The sequence below is a fragment of the Pseudomonas sp. BRG-100 genome (assembly GCF_000737955.1).
Taxonomy (GTDB): domain Bacteria; phylum Pseudomonadota; class Gammaproteobacteria; order Pseudomonadales; family Pseudomonadaceae; genus Aquipseudomonas; species Aquipseudomonas synxantha_A.
In genome coordinates this window covers 1,248,848-1,263,231 of record NZ_JPRX01000001.1, presented here as the reverse complement: position 1 = coordinate 1,263,231, position 14,384 = coordinate 1,248,848, and the positions used below count along the sequence as shown (strand labels likewise).

14 protein-coding genes and 1 pseudogene are annotated in these 14,384 nt (G+C 59.3%); 8 read left to right on the top strand and 7 right to left on the bottom strand.

All coding sequences use genetic code 11. The annotated features are described in order from the left end of the window. Window positions 1-90 precede the first annotated feature (90 nt). Entirely contained in the window at window positions 91-831 is a 741-nt protein-coding gene (locus JH25_RS21820) for a DUF599 domain-containing protein (protein WP_005786585.1), read from the top strand. A gap of 83 nt (window positions 832-914) precedes the next feature. Here the strand turns inward: JH25_RS21820 and JH25_RS21825 are convergent, their stop codons facing one another. Next, a complete protein-coding gene (locus tag JH25_RS21825; RefSeq protein WP_005786587.1) occupies window positions 915-1,172 on the bottom strand; it encodes a hypothetical protein in 258 nt (85 codons plus the stop codon). 156 nt (window positions 1,173-1,328) lie between these two features. On the opposite strand from JH25_RS21825, the gene JH25_RS21830 reads away from it, so the two are divergent. The 4 genes from JH25_RS21830 to JH25_RS21845 all read left to right on the top strand — a co-directional run bounded on the left by JH25_RS21830 (window position 1,329) and on the right by JH25_RS21845 (window position 5,042). Continuing rightward, on the top strand, window positions 1,329-1,805 hold the full coding sequence (locus tag JH25_RS21830; protein ID WP_032877090.1) for a PaaI family thioesterase: 477 nt from the start codon (window positions 1,329-1,331) through the stop codon (window positions 1,803-1,805). Next, complete coding sequence (locus JH25_RS21835; RefSeq protein WP_005786590.1) at window positions 1,802-2,254, top strand: PaaI family thioesterase; 453 nt, start codon at window positions 1,802-1,804, stop codon at window positions 2,252-2,254. Before JH25_RS21830 ends, JH25_RS21835 begins: the two co-directional genes overlap by 4 nt. 89 nt (window positions 2,255-2,343) lie before the next feature. Beyond that, entirely contained in the window at window positions 2,344-4,248 is a 1,905-nt protein-coding gene (gene htpG / locus JH25_RS21840; RefSeq protein WP_005786592.1) for a molecular chaperone HtpG, read from the top strand. A gap of 65 nt (window positions 4,249-4,313) precedes the next feature. Beyond that, the gene (locus JH25_RS21845) at window positions 4,314-5,042 is read left to right on the top strand and encodes a dienelactone hydrolase family protein (protein WP_032877089.1); all 729 of its coding nucleotides are present in this window, start codon (window positions 4,314-4,316) and stop codon (window positions 5,040-5,042) included. A 98-nt stretch (window positions 5,043-5,140) separates the two neighbouring features. On the opposite strand, the gene JH25_RS21850 is transcribed toward JH25_RS21845, so the two are convergent. Further along, window positions 5,141-6,007 (bottom strand): pirin family protein, encoded by an 867-nt coding sequence (locus tag JH25_RS21850; protein WP_032877088.1) that lies wholly within the window; start codon window positions 6,005-6,007, stop codon window positions 5,141-5,143. A 64-nt stretch (window positions 6,008-6,071) separates the two neighbouring features. Next, complete coding sequence (locus JH25_RS21855) at window positions 6,072-6,488, bottom strand: OsmC family protein (protein WP_005786596.1); 417 nt, start codon at window positions 6,486-6,488, stop codon at window positions 6,072-6,074. Between the two features lie 137 nt (window positions 6,489-6,625). Here JH25_RS21855 and JH25_RS21860 point away from each other — a divergent pair, with 137 nt between their 5' ends. The 3 genes and pseudogenes from JH25_RS21860 (at window position 6,626) to JH25_RS29340 (ending at window position 9,371) form a co-directional block, all read left to right on the top strand. Next, window positions 6,626-7,648 carry an amidohydrolase family protein gene (locus JH25_RS21860; protein WP_164699499.1) on the top strand — a complete coding sequence of 341 codons (1,023 nt, stop codon included), beginning with the start codon at window positions 6,626-6,628 and terminating at the stop codon, window positions 7,646-7,648. A gap of 67 nt (window positions 7,649-7,715) precedes the next feature. Next, a pseudogene (locus JH25_RS29345) lies at window positions 7,716-8,516 on the top strand (MCP four helix bundle domain-containing protein); the annotation flags it as partial. Then, window positions 8,508-9,371 carry a methyl-accepting chemotaxis protein gene (locus tag JH25_RS29340; protein ID WP_371920281.1) on the top strand — a complete coding sequence of 288 codons (864 nt, stop codon included), beginning with the start codon at window positions 8,508-8,510 and terminating at the stop codon, window positions 9,369-9,371. The pseudogene JH25_RS29345 and the gene JH25_RS29340, both read left to right, overlap by 9 nt. 188 nt (window positions 9,372-9,559) lie before the next feature. On the opposite strand, the gene fabB is transcribed toward JH25_RS29340, so the two are convergent. From fabB to JH25_RS21885, 4 genes are all read right to left on the bottom strand, one after another. After that, window positions 9,560-10,780 (bottom strand): beta-ketoacyl-ACP synthase I, encoded by a 1,221-nt coding sequence (gene fabB / locus JH25_RS21870; protein WP_032877086.1) that lies wholly within the window; start codon window positions 10,778-10,780, stop codon window positions 9,560-9,562. A gap of 11 nt (window positions 10,781-10,791) precedes the next feature. Next, complete coding sequence (fabA, locus tag JH25_RS21875) at window positions 10,792-11,307, bottom strand: 3-hydroxyacyl-[acyl-carrier-protein] dehydratase FabA (protein ID WP_003210552.1); 516 nt, start codon at window positions 11,305-11,307, stop codon at window positions 10,792-10,794. 249 nt (window positions 11,308-11,556) lie between these two features. Beyond that, entirely contained in the window at window positions 11,557-13,458 is a 1,902-nt protein-coding gene (locus JH25_RS21880) for an ATP-binding protein (protein WP_032877085.1), read from the bottom strand. Then, a complete protein-coding gene (locus tag JH25_RS21885; protein ID WP_032877084.1) occupies window positions 13,455-14,384 on the bottom strand; it encodes an ABC transporter substrate-binding protein in 930 nt (309 codons plus the stop codon). Before JH25_RS21885 ends, JH25_RS21880 begins: the two co-directional genes overlap by 4 nt.

Here is a 14,384-nt window from a genome sequence, read left to right as displayed (position 1 = left end):
GCGGTGGTGACTGCAAAGACGCTATCGCAGGCAAGCCAGCTCCCACATTTGGACCGTGTCGGCCCTATCATCCTGTGTACAAGGACCCGCATGTCGTTCGTCGAAACCAATCAAGTCCATCTGCTTGCCGCCCTCTGGTTCATCCTGTGCTGGGGTGGCTATACCCGTTATGCCACCTGGAAAGCCCGGGATACGGCCTGCCTGGCCAGCGTATTGCACCTGTACCGCGAAGACTGGATGCGTCGCATGTTGTTGCGCGATAACCGTATCGCCGATGCCAGCGTGATCGGCAACCTGGAACGTAATGCCTCGTTCTTTGCCTCCAGCACCTTGATCATCCTTGCGGGTATTCTGACCGTGCTCGGTGCTTCCGAGCGGGCGGTGTCGTTGCTGGCAGACATTCCTATGGTGCAGCAGGCCTCCCAAGGCATGTCGGAGATCAAGTTGCTGTGCCTGGCCCTGGTATTTGTCTATGCGTTTTTTACTTTCAGCTGGTGCATGCGTCAGTACAACTTCGCTGCGGTGCTGGTGGGCTCGGCGCCGATGATTGGTGAGCGGCACGTGTCGGAGCAGGAGCGCAATGCATTTGCCTTGCGGGCGGCGCGGGTGATTTCGATGGCGGCCAACCAGTTCAACTTTGGGCTGCGCGCTTATTACTTCGGCATGACCATGCTGGCCTGGTTTGTCAGCCCTTGGTTGTTCATGTTGATGAGCAGCGGGGTGGTATTGGTGCTTTATCGCCGCGAGTTTCACTCCGACGTCTTGCAGGTGATGGTGTATACCCCTACTAATATGCAAGCTTCGGATGCTGCAAAAGAGAGTGTTTCTTAAAGGCCGGATAAAACAGCAGGCAAAGAAAAGCCCGCTTTATAAGCGGGCTTTCTTTTGCAGCACTACAGGTTCACAACCGGCAATTACTGCTTGGCAGGTTCTGCAGGTGCGGCAGGTGCAGCTTCTTTTGCAGCTTCGGCGTTCGATTCAGCCTGAGCTTTGGCAGCTTCGGCGTTTTCTTTCGCAGCGTCGTTCACTTTATCCTGTGCTTTAGCCATGTCTTGCTGTGCTTGCTCAGAATGTGCAGCGGCATCTTGGGCTTTGTCTTCGGATTTCTTGTCGCAGGCAGCCAGACCGAGTGCAGCGGCCAGCATCATGGAAATAGCTAATGTCTTGCGCATGGGGTGTTTCTCCTTATTGAAGATATCTACTGGCCTTTCGAACCCAAGGGGCCAGCATTAGTTCCTTTTGTCCCACAGATATATAACGCTTTTCGCACAAAAACTTTTTCCGGCGATTTAGTCCGCTGCTTTCACACTAATAAGAGTCTAAAAACAATGACCGAAAACCCCTTGTTAGAGCGTGCTGCGCGCTTTGTCTCGGCGCTGCGCCATTGTCAGGTGCTGGGTGTGGCTGTCCACGCTGCAAGCGAGGAGGGCATGACCCTGGTGTTGCCGTATGGGCCACATCTTGTTGCTGATCCCGCAACCTGCGTGATTCATGGTGGCGCCCTGACCTCGTTGATGGACACAGCCTGCGGCATGGCCACCTTGTGCGTATTATCCGAATTCGAGGTGTGCCCGACCCTGGACCTGCGTATCGACTACATGCGTGCAGCCGAGCCGCACAAGCCGGTGTATGGCTTCGCGCAATGTTACCGGGTGACCACCGATGTGATCTTCACGCGCGGGTTCGCCTATCAGGATGACCCGCAACAACCCATCGCCCATGTGGTGGGCACGTTCATGCGTATGGGCAAGCGCCTAAAAGGTACGCAAGGGCTGGGCAGCACGATCAAGGGAGAGCAGGCATGACGCATCGATTCAAGACCCGTCTGGAGCAGGCTCTCGAGCGTGGCAACTACGACGCCCTGCTGGGCTTGGTGCCCTACGCCAAGCTGATCGGCATCGAATGCACCCGTCTGGGAGATGAGCTGCTGTTTCGCCTGCCGGCCAACAAGGACAATATTGGTAACCCCATATTGCCAGCGTTGCACGGCGGGGTGATCGCCGGCTTCATGGAGCTGTCGGCGGCCCTGCATCTAAGGGTATTTACCGGGGCTCCGGGCCTGCCAAAAATCATCGATTTTTCCCTGGATTACCTGCGCGCCGGCCAGTTTCGCGACACTTACGCCAAATGCCAGGTGTGCCGCCAGGGCCGGCGCGTCGCCAATGTGGCGATCACCGCCTGGCAAACCACCGAGGCCGAGCCGATTGCCACCGCCCGCGCACATTTCAAGATTGAGGAATTGGCCCGCCCTTGAAATCCCGGTCTTAGCCCCCAACTTTGATGACAACCCGCCGCCAACCCTTTCGGGCGCGGCCACTGCCATCCAATTGGAGTTTGATGACCATGAGTGTGGAAACTCAAAAGGAAACCCTGGGCTTCCAGACCGAGGTGAAGCAACTGCTGCACCTCATGATCCATTCGCTGTATTCCAACAAGGAAATCTTCCTTCGCGAATTGATCTCGAACGCCTCTGACGCTGTCGACAAATTACGTTTCGAAGCCCTGTCCAAGCCTGAGTTGCTGGAAGGTGGCGCGGAACTGAAAATCCGTGTGAGCTACGACAAGGACGCCAAGACCGTCACGATCGAAGACAACGGTATCGGCATGAGCCGTGAAGACGCGATTACCCACTTGGGTACCATCGCCAAATCCGGCACCGCAGATTTCATGAAGAACCTGTCGGGCGACCAGAAAAAAGACTCTCATCTGATCGGCCAATTCGGCGTGGGCTTCTATTCGGCCTTCATCGTTGCCGACAAGGTTGAAGTATTCAGCCGTCGTGCCGGCCTCGACGCCAGCGAAGGCGTGCATTGGGCGTCCAAAGGCGAGGGCGAGTTTGAAATTGCCACTGTCGACAAGGCAGATCGCGGTACCCGCATCGTGCTGCACCTGAAATCCGGTGAAGACGAATTCGCTGATGGCTGGCGCCTGCGCAACATCATCAAGAAATACTCCGACCACATCGCTTTGCCGATCGAGCTGCCGAAAGAACAGACGGCTGCCGAAGGCGAAGAGAAGCCTGCCGAGGAATGGGAAACCGTCAACCGCGCCAGCGCCCTGTGGACCCGTCCGCGTACCGAGATCAAGGACGAGGAATACCAGGAGTTCTACAAGCACATCGGCCACGACTACGAAAACCCGCTGAGCTGGAGCCACAACAAGGTTGAAGGCAAGCTGGAATACAGCTCGCTGCTCTACGTACCGGCCCGTGCTCCGTTCGACCTGTACCAGCGCGAAGCGCCGAAGGGCTTGAAGCTCTACGTGCAGCGCGTGTTCGTGATGGACCAGGCGGAATCCTTCCTGCCGCTGTACCTGCGCTTTATCAAGGGCGTGGTCGACTCCAACGACCTGTCGCTGAACGTGTCGCGGGAAATCCTGCAAAAAGACCCGATCATCGACTCCATGAAGTCGGCGCTGACCAAGCGTGTGCTCGACATGTTGGAAAAACTGGCGAAGAACGAGCCTGAGCAATACAAGAGCTTCTGGAAAAACTTCGGTCAGGTGATGAAGGAAGGCCCGGCGGAAGACTTTGCCAACAAGGAAAAAATCGCCGGCCTGCTGCGTTTTGCTTCGACTCAGGGCGAAGACGGCGAGCAGGTTGTGTCCCTGGCTGACTACCTGGCACGCGCCAAGGAAGGTCAGGACAAGATCTACTACCTGACTGGCGAAACCTACGCGCAGGTTAAAAACAGCCCGCACCTGGAAGTCTTCCGCAAGAAAGGCATCGAAGTGCTGCTGCTGACCGACCGTATCGATGAGTGGCTGATGAGCTACCTCACCGAGTTCGACGGCAAGTCGTTCGTTGACGTTGCCCGTGGCGACCTGGACCTGGGCAACCTGGATTCCGAGGAAGACAAGAAAGCCGCCGAAGAAGTCGCCAAGTCCAAAGAGGGCCTGGTTGAACGGATCAAGGCGTCCCTGGGCGAAGCAGTCAGTGAAGTGCGTGTTTCCCACCGCCTGACCGACTCCCCGGCGATCCTGGCCATTGGCGAGCAGGACCTGGGCATGCAGATGCGTCAGATCCTTGAAGCCAGCGGCCAGAAGGTCCCGGACTCCAAGCCGATCTTCGAATTCAACCCGGCTCACCCGCTGATCGAGAAACTCGATGGCGAGCAGAGCGAAGAGCGGTTTGGCGACCTGTCGCACATCCTCTTCGACCAAGCGGCTCTGGCCGCTGGCGACAGCCTCAAAGACCCGGCCGCCTATGTGCGCCGACTGAACAAGCTGTTGGTTGAATTGTCGGTTTAACACCGTTGTAGAAAAAACCCGCTTCGGCGGGTTTTTTCGTTAATCCTCCTCAACTGGAGAAAATGATGAGCCAAGTCACAGTACGTTCCGTGGTCTATCAGATTGATGGCCAGTCTTATGAAAGCCGCCTGGCGTTCGATGCCAGCCACAAGGGCCCGCTGCCGGGGCTGCTGATGGCACCGAACTGGATGGGCGTGAGTGCGGGTGCCGAAGAAATCGCCAAGAGTGTTGCCGGCAAAGGCTACGTGGTGCTGATTGCCGACTTGTATGGGCAAACTGTACGCCCGACCAATGGCGATGAAGCCGGCGCAGCGATGATGCCGTTGAAAAATGATCGTCCATTGTTGAACAAGCGTATGCAGGCGGCCTTCGAGCAACTGCAAGGCCAGACCGAGGCAGCCGTTGATAAGTCGAAGCTGGCAACCTTCGGTTTCTGCTTCGGCGGTTGCTGCGCTCTGGAATTGGCACGTACCGGTGCGCCGGTGAAGGCGGCTGTCTCTTTCCACGGTACCCTCGACACGCCGAACCCGGCGGATGCGAAAAACATCAAGGGTTCAGTGTTGGTATTGCATGGTGCGTCCGATCCATTGGTGCCCAAAGAGCAACTGCCAGCGTTCGAAGGGGAAATGAACGCAGCGGGTGTGGATTGGCAGTTGCTGAGCTACGGCGGCGCAGTGCATTCCTTCACCGATCCCCATGCCAATGTGCCAGGCAAGATGATGTACGACGCGAAGACCGCTGCGCGGGCTTTCCAGTCGATGCATAACCTGTTGGATGAAGTGTTCAAGGGCTGACTCTGCGGCGCCTGACCTGACGCCATCGCGGGCATGCCCAGCTCCCACATTTTAAGGTGTACACCCATCCAGTGTGGGAGCTGGCTTGCCTGCGATAGCTATTTCACAGGCAACTCAATTCGTTCTGACTCCCCCGGCACCCTCGGCCAGTCCCCAGCAGCCCAGCGCTGTCTGGCGTGCTCGATCACTGCCGGATCGCTCGCCACGAAATTCCAGTTGATCCGCCGCGGCCCGTCCAGCGGCGCCCCGCCAAACACCACCACGTGGCAGTCGGTTTCGGCAAACAATGTCATCTCTTGCCCTGGCGGCAATACCACCAGGCTATGCACTGCCAGCGGCTCACCGTCGAGCTGCGCCTCACCTTCCAGCACATACACCGCGCGCTCCTCATGCTCATCGGGGATCAGCAAGGTGGTGGCTGTTTGCATCTGCACCTCGGCATACAACGTCGGCGAGAGCACCGGCACTGGTGACTTGAGACAGAAACCATCACCGGCAATCAGGCGCACCTGCACGCCCAGGTTATCGCTCACCGGCAAGCTCGCCGCCGGGTGATGGCTGTAATGGCCGGGGCCGGTCTCGTGGTCCTTGGGGGAGGCCAGCCACACCTGCAGGCCGTGCAGGTTGAAACCACTGGCCTTGAGCGCTTCGGGGGTACGCTCGACATGGGCAATCGCGCTGCCAGCGGTCATCCAGCTGACATCGCCGGCCTGCACCACCTGATCCGAGCCGAGGCTGTCCTTGTGCTGCAAGGCGCCTTCAAACAGGTAGGTGAGGGTAGACAGGCCGATATGCGGATGTTGGCGGATATTCATGCCGGTACCCGGTGCATAGGCGGTGGGCAGCATATGGTCGAAAAACACAAAGGGCCCGACGCTACGGCATTCACGGGAAGGCAGCGGGCGCAGGATCGGCTGCCCTTCGACATCTTCGGCGCGGGGGCGGATCACGGTAAGGGTGGTCATGGTGCATCCCTGTCTGAGCGGGTTGGATGCGTCTGAGCATAACCCGCCCGATGGGACGTTGGCGCTATGCGCTGAAGGCACCTTCCGATAATTTCGTCTCGATGCTGATTTCGGCGGTGGTCATCAGCTTGTGTACCGGGCACTTGTCCGCAACGCGATGCAACTCCTCGCGCTGCTCATCGCTCAGCACACCCTTGAGGGTCAATTTGACGCTGAGTTTGTATTTGCCTTTCTGCTCTTCGGCGGCGTCGTGGGTCACTTCAACGGTCACGCCGGTGAGCGGGATATCTTTCTTCTGCGCATAGAGCTTGACCGTCAGGGCTTTGCATGACGCCAGCGCAGCATCGAAATAGTCGTGGGGAGAGGGCGCCGAGTCGTCGCCACCCAGGCTCTTTGGCAGGTCGGTAAACAGTTCGTGGTGATTGATATTGACGCTGTGACGGAAGTTTTCAGCGTTCAATGTATTAACGGTAACAGGCATGGCGAACCTCTCAAGGGGCAGGATGAAGGTCATGCAGTTATAGAGCATGCTGGCGCCCAAGTGTTCCAGTTTTTCCGCGCTGAACCTCGAAGGTAGGCGCAAGGTCTACCCGTATCAGCCCTGATTGAGGTTTCACCGTGCTTCGGACCCGCCTGAGTCTTGCCTTGTTGCTCGCTGCCAGCAGCCTTGCCGCGCATGCCCGCGACTATGCCTACAGTGACGCGCACATGCATTACGTGGATTTTTTCCAGGAAACGGCAGGCATGGACAAACTGCTCAAGGCGATGTCCGAGAACCGCATCGAACATGTAATGATTTCCGGCATCCCCGTGGCCAAGAAATGGCACGAAGACGAGCCCAAGCGCCCCCGCTACTACGCTGGTGATGACGCCGATGCCTATTGGTACAGCGCCACCGATGTGATTGTCGCGGCAGCGGTCAATAAGCTGACCCCCGAGCAGCGCCAGCACTTTCACCCGTTCCTGGCCGGCTTCAACCCCAACGACAAGAACTCCGCTGCCCATATCCAGCGCATGATCGACCTCAACCCCGGCCTGTGGCAGGGTATCGGTGAAGTGTTTACCCGCCATGACGACCTTACCGCCCTGACCTCAGGCGACACGCCCCGCGCCAACAACGAAGCCATGACGCGTATCTACCACCTGGCCGCCGAAAACGACCTGCCCGTGATGCTGCACTCCAACATCACTTCCAAGCGAGAGCGTAACCCACTGTACCTGGCGGAAGTCGAAGAGCCGTTGCGTAACCACCCGCATACGCGCTTTATCTGGGCCCATGCTGGCACCAGCAAGGAAATTCACCGGCATCAGGTGCAGATGGACTTTTTGCTGCCCACCTTGAACCGCATGCTCGAGGCGTACCCCAACCTGTATATCGACCTGTCCTGGAGCATGCTCACGCCCTATCTGCTGGATGAGGCGGGTCAGCCTCGGCAGGAGTGGGTGAAGCTGGTGGAGCGCTTCCCTGAGCGCTTTATGCTGGGATCTGACGTGGTAGGGCGTTTCAATAAGTTAGGTAAGGAGATGCGTCGCTTCGAGCCCTTCCTCGATGCATTGCCCGAGGAGGTGGCGCACAAGGTGGCGCGGGATAATTTCCTTGCCATCCTGCCCAAGCCGCCTGGCAATGGTCAGGTGCATTGATATCGCGTTTTCGTCTTACATAAATGGCGGAGGGTGCCGATAACTTCCAAGACCACACTGCAGGTGGATGCAGTACTTTTTTGGAAGGAATCCAGGCATGAATATCCGTAGTTTGAATATCGCGCCTCGCGCCGGCTTGGGCTTTGGCGTGCTGGCCTTGATGGTATTCGCGTTGGGCGGCTTTGCCCTGTTGCAGATGGCCAATATGCGCCAGCAGTCGGACCAGGTAGAGAACAACTGGTTGCCCAGCGTCATGGCGGTGGGGGAGATGAATCAGGACCTGCTGCGCGTGCGTGCGCTGACCCTGCGCTTGTTGGTTAACCGCGATCCGCAGGCGCTGGCACAAAACGAGCAGAAACTGACCGACCTCAAGAATGGCATGCCCCATGCGCAAGCCCTCTACGAAGGGCTGATCGTGCTCCCTGAAGAGCGCACGCTGTTCGATCGTTTCAAGGCCCAGGAACAGCAATACCTGCAACGTCAGGATCAGGTAATGGCGTTTTCCAAGGCCAACCGGCTCGATGAAGCGATCAAAGTGGCCAACGGTGAGATGAATCAGCTCGCCGATCAAATCGCCGTCACGTTGCGCGATCTGGTCACCCTCAATAAAACCAGTGCCAACCAGGCGGCCAGCCTCGCGCAAAGCGTTTTCAGTCAGTCGCGTACCGGGGTGATTGGCATGATCATCCTCACGGCATTGATCACCATTGGCCTGGCGGTCTGGCTGACCCGCAGCATCGTGCTACCGCTGGCCCAATCGCTGAAAGTAGCTCAGGGCGTGGCCAGCGGCGACCTGACCGGTGAGATCCGCGTGAGCGGCAGCGATGAGCCGGCGCGTTTGCAGCAGGCTCTCAAGGGCATGCAAGAGAATCTGCGCGATACTATCCGGCGCATTGCTGAATCGTCCAACCAATTGGCTTCTGCTTCCGAAGAACTCAGTTGCGTGACGGAGGATGCCACGCGCGGCCTGCATCAGCAGAACCAGGAGATCGAACAGGCGGCCACGGCGGTCAACCAGATGACGGCGGCGGTGGAAGAGGTGGCGAGCAACGCGGTGGCCACGTCCCATGCTTCACGCGATTCTGACCGCATTGCCCAGCAGGGCCGTGAGCAGGTGCAGCAGACGGTGGTGTCGATTGAAGCCCTGGCTACCGATGTGACCGCCAATGTGACCCAGGTCGAGGCGCTGGCGCAAAAGGTCTATGGCATCAGTAAAGTCCTGGACGTGATTCGCTCGATTGCCGAGCAAACCAACCTGCTGGCACTGAACGCGGCCATTGAAGCGGCGCGAGCCGGGGATGCCGGGCGCGGTTTTGCGGTAGTGGCCGATGAAGTGCGTGCCTTGGCCCATCGCACGCAACAGTCGACCCAGGAAATCGAGCAGATGATCAGTGGGATTCAGCAGGGCACCGACCAGGCCGTCAGTTCCATGCAACAGAGCAACACGCGGGCGCGTTCCACGCTGGATATCGCCAAGTCTGCCGGCACGGCGCTGGAAGAGATCGCCTCGGCATTCACCCTGATCAACGAGCGCAACCTGTTGATTGCCAGTGCTTCGGAGCAGCAGGCAGCAGTGGCGCGGGAGGTGGATCGTAACTTGACGAATATTCGCGACCTGGCGCACCAGACGTCTGCCGGGGCGAACCAGACCAGCGCGGCGAGCCAGGAGTTGTCGCGGTTGGCGGTGGACCTGAATTCGATGGTGGCGCGGTTTTCGGTGTAGGGCGGGGAACCGGGTTGACCCATTCGCAGGCAAGCCAGCTCCCACACTGGACTGCATTCCTTCAGGATGAACGCGATCGAAGGTGGGAGCTGGCTTGCCTGCGATGAAGGCGACGCGGTTTCAAATCAAAGCGCAAAAAAAAAGCCCCGAACCAGTCGGGGCTTTTTCATGTGATCAACCTGCGAGGCTTACTTGCCCTGCCAGCGTTTCAGCACGAGGGTGGCATTGGTGCCACCGAAGCCGAAGCTGTTGCTCATCACGGTGTCGATTTTTGCATCTTCACGGGTCTTGGTCAGGATCGGCATATCAGCAACGGCTGGGTCCAGCTCGTCGATGTTGGCCGAGCCGGCCATGAAGTTGCCTTCCATCATCAGCAGGCAGTAGATCGCTTCGTGAACGCCGGCGGCGCCCAGGGAGTGACCCGACAGGCTCTTGGTAGAGCTGATGGCCGGAGCCTTGTCGCCGAATACCGCGCGCACGCCTTCCATTTCCTTGGCGTCGCCGACCGGAGTCGAGGTGCCGTGGGTGTTCAGGTAGTCGATTGGGGTATCAACGGTGGACATGGCCATCTGCATGCAGCGGATCGCGCCTTCGCCGCTTGGGGCAACCATGTCGTAGCCGTCGGACGTCGCGCCGTAGCCGACGATTTCCGCGTAGATCTTGGCGCCGCGGGCCAGAGCGTGTTCCAGCTCTTCAACCACGACCATGCCGCCACCGCCGGCGATGACGAAACCGTCACGCTTGGCGTCGTAGGCGCGAGAGGCTTTCTCTGGGGTTTCGTTGTACTGGGTGGACAGTGCGCCCATGGCGTCGAACAGGAACGACTGGCTCCAATGCTCTTCTTCACCGCCGCCGGCGAATACGATGTCCTGCTTGCCCAGCTGGATCTGCTCAACGGCAGTCCCGATGCAGTGGGCGCTGGTAGCGCACGCGGAGGAGATCGAGTAGTTCACACCCTTGATCTGGAATGGCGTGGCCAGGCAGGCGGAAACGGTGCTGCCCATGGTCCGCGTGACACGGTACGGGCCAACGCGCTTCACGCCTTTTTCGCGCAGGATATCCAGCGCTTCCATCTGGTTGAGGGTCGATGCGCCGCCGGAGCCGGCAATCAGGCCGGTGCGTACGTTCGAAACCTGGTCTTCGCTCAGGCCCGAATCGGCGATCGCGTCTTTCATGGCCAGGTAGGCGTAGGCGGCAGCGTGGCCGACGAAGCGATAGATCTTGCGATCGATCAGTTCTTCGAGGGGCAGGTCGATGGAGCCGGAAACCTGGCTACGCAGACCCATTTCGGCATATTCCGGGTTGAAGCGGATGCCAGGGCGACTTGCACGCAGGTTAGCGGTGACGGTCTCTTTGTCATTGCCCAGGCAAGAAACGATGCCCAGACCAGTGATAACGACGCGGCGCATGCGGATAACCCTTAAAAGTTGTCAGTGGAAGTGAATACGCCGACCCGAAGGCCTTCGGCAGTATAGATCTCGCGACCGTCGACAGTCACCGAACCGTCGGCGATGGCCAGGTTCAGCTTGCCCTTGAGGACGCGCTTGATTTGAATGTTGTAGGTGACTTTCTTGGCGGTCGGCAGGACTTGGCCAAAGAACTTCACTTCACCCGAACCCAGGGCGCGACCGCGGCCCGGCAGGCCTTGCCAGCCCAGGTAGAAGCCGACCAGTTGCCACATGGCGTCGAGGCCCAGGCAGCCTGGCATCACAGGGTCGCCTTCGAAGTGGCAGGCGAAGAACCAGAGGTCCGGGGTGATATCCAGCTCGGCGACCAATTCACCTTTGCCGTACTTGCCACCTTCTTCGCTGATATGGGTGATGCGATCCACCATCAGCATGTTCGGGGCGGGCAGTTGCGCGTTACCTGGGCCGAACAGCTCACCGCGACTGCAGCGCAGCAGGTCTTCCCGAGTAAAGGCGTTTTGTTTGGTCATGCGAGCTCCTCAATAATCCCATGCGGCTGGGTTGGGCAAATCTTCCCGAACCGAATGAAGCGTTCATGCCTCATAGCGGCAGCCTACACATAGACTATTGCGTTGTAGTGAAAGTCACAGCGGCAAGGCACTCAATGTACACTTGTTCACTGAAATTTTAAACCGGACCTGTTTATCGGCCCGTTCGGGTGCCTAAGACTGCCGCACTTTCGTCTTTCACGCCAGTCGCAGTTGGTTGATGGCGCGGCGCTATTGCACCCAGCGTTGCAGGATTTGCTGCAAATCCGTGCGTTTGAACGGCTTGGCCAGGTAATCGTTCATTCCGGCTGCCAGACAGGCTTCGCGGTCGCCCTGCAAGGCATTGGCCGTCAGGGCGATGATCGGCAGATCGGCGCAGCCAGGCAGTTGGCGAATTTGGCGAGTGGCTTCGTAGCCGTCGATCAATGGCAGCCGGCAATCCATCAGGATAGCAGTGAAGATCAGGCTCTCGGCGCTGCGGATCGCCTCGGCGCCGTCGGTGGCCAGGCTGACTTCAAAGCCCAGGCTGCGCAGCATTGCTTCGACCACGGTACGGTTGACCGGGTTGTCTTCCACCAGCAATACGTGGCGTCCGTCGCCGGCACTGGCCTTGCCGAGGGCGTCGGGTGTAATGGCCTGTACTTGTTGCTGATCGATGGCCAGCGGGATTTCCAGGGTAAACACCGAGCCCCGGCCTTCTTCGCTTTGGGCCCGCAAGGTGCCACCCATGCGTTCGGCCAGGGTGCGGGCGATGGGCAAGCCCAGGCCAGTCCCGCCGTAACGTCTGGAAATGGAGCTGTCGGCCTGCTGGAACGCATCGAACATCAGCTCCAGGCGTTCGGCGCAAATACCGATACCGCTGTCGCGCACGGTGCAGGTGAACCACACCAGTTCGTGGTCCAGGGTTTGCCAATGGGGCTCGACGGTCACGCTGCCGCGTTCGGTAAATTTCAACGCATTACCGATCAGGTTTACCAGGATCTGCCGGATCCGCGTCGGATCGCCTCGCACCCGTAGAGCCTCCATGCCCGCAGGAATCGGCAGCTCCAGGCTCAGCCCGCGTTGCTGGGCACTGTGCTGGAAGGCTTGGGCGCAACTGTTGATCAGGTCGGCAAGGTTGAACGCAATATGTTCCAGTTCCAGGGCGGCGCGCTCAATGCGTGAGAAGTCGAGGATGTCGTTGATCACCTTGAGCAGGTGCTCGGTGGACTCGGAGGCCAGCGCCGCGTACTCGGTCTGTTCGGCAGTCATGTCGGTGGTTTCCAGCAGTTGCAACATGCCCAGCACGCCGTTCATGGGCGTGCGCAGTTCATGGCTCATCATCGCCAGGAAATCTGATTTGGCATTGTTCGCACGCTCGGCCTCCTCGCGGGTCTGGATCAACTGGGCCATGGCTTGTTGCTGCTCGCGACTGGCCTGGTTCAGGCCTTCGGCCAGGTTGTTGATATGCCGCGAAAGGTCACCCAGCTCCGAGTCATCGACAATCGGTAGCGGGGTTTTGTAATCGCCTTGCTGGATAGCCTTGACCGCATGGCCCATCGCGCTTATTGGTTGCGACAGGCTTGCCGCCAGGCGTCGTGCCAGCAGGAAGGTAAACAGCAAGGCGAACAGCGCCAGGATCCCGGCCTTGAACAGGATTTCCTGCTGGCGCTGGCTGAACGCGTCATTGGACATGCCGACAATCACCCGCCCCAGGTAGTCGGCTCGGGGTGCCTTGGGTTCGTTGAGGTTGTCCTGGAAAAAGTCATTGTTGAGCTGGATGTGTTGCAGGCGGATTGGCGCCTGGAACACCTTCACGGACAGCGAGCGGTCATGTCTTTCCGACGGCTGCTCGACATACACCAGAATGTTTTCGGCGCTGTTCTGAATTTCCAGGAAGCGCACGTGAGGCGTGGCCAAGGTCGCACGCAGCAGCGCTTCAAGCACATCGTTGTTGCCGGAAATCACTCCATACTCAGTCGCAGGCGCCAGTTGGTTGGCGATCAATTGGCCGGTGTGGTCCAGCTCCTGGCGCAAATCCTGGATCCGTACGAAGGTAAAGAAGCTGATCAACAGCAGGGTCAACAATAACGCGGGGCCCAGGGTAATGAGCTGGGTGCGGGTGTTGATATCCCAACGGCGACGCAAGGTCATGGGCGTTTCTCTCCTTCGGCCAAGCGGGCGGCGACGGCGGTTTCATCAACCTGTTCGATACCCAGTGAGCGCGCGACTTGCGGGTTGCCCACGACTTTGAAGTGTTGCGGGTACAACGTGTGCGGCCAATTGGCCGGCGGGTGATCCAGCAGGCGGTCGAGCACGGCAAGCCAGTCGGGCTGATCGCTGTAGGTGCTGGCCAGGCTGCCGGCCCGGACAAACCCGGCATTGGGCCCTATCAGGGGCAGTTGCTGGGCGTAGCTGCTCAGCAACAGGTTCTTTACCGTTTTGGGGTTGTACAGTTGCGGGTCGTCAAGGCCGAGCAGCACATCGCTGTTCTTGAACAGGGTTTGCAGCGGGCGGCTGTCACTGGTGTTGTCCCAGAGCTGAGGCACGATTTCCAGGCCCAGGGGGGTGGCAAACCGGATCAGCTCGCGCAGCAGGAATTCACTGTCGGCACCGTAAAGCACACCGATGCGTCGCGCCTGCGGCAGGGTGTCGGCGATCAGGCGCAACTGGCGCTCCAGCGGCGGGTCGCTCCATAGCAGGCTGATTTTGGCCGGGTGCGTATTACCCAGGCGTTGCCGCGCCTGCAGGCGGCTGATGCGCAGCACCAGGGTCGGCGGTCCCTGGGTATCCAGCAGGCGCCAATCGAGGCTGGGCAGGTCCAGGAGGATCAAGCGAGTGCCGGCGGGCAACTTGCTTGGTGCCGGCAAGTCCTTGAGCAGGGTGAAGCTGACCCGGTCCTCGGGGCGCTGCTGGGCAAGGGCCTGGGTGAAGGCTTGCACCCCGGCGCCGTCTTCGGCAGCCGTCAGCAGGATATCGGCACTCCACGCCGGCACCGCCAGCAGCAGGCACGCGAGCAGCACGCCACGGCGCCACAATCGTGAAAGCAGCAAGAGGGTCATCCGTGACTGATCGGCCAT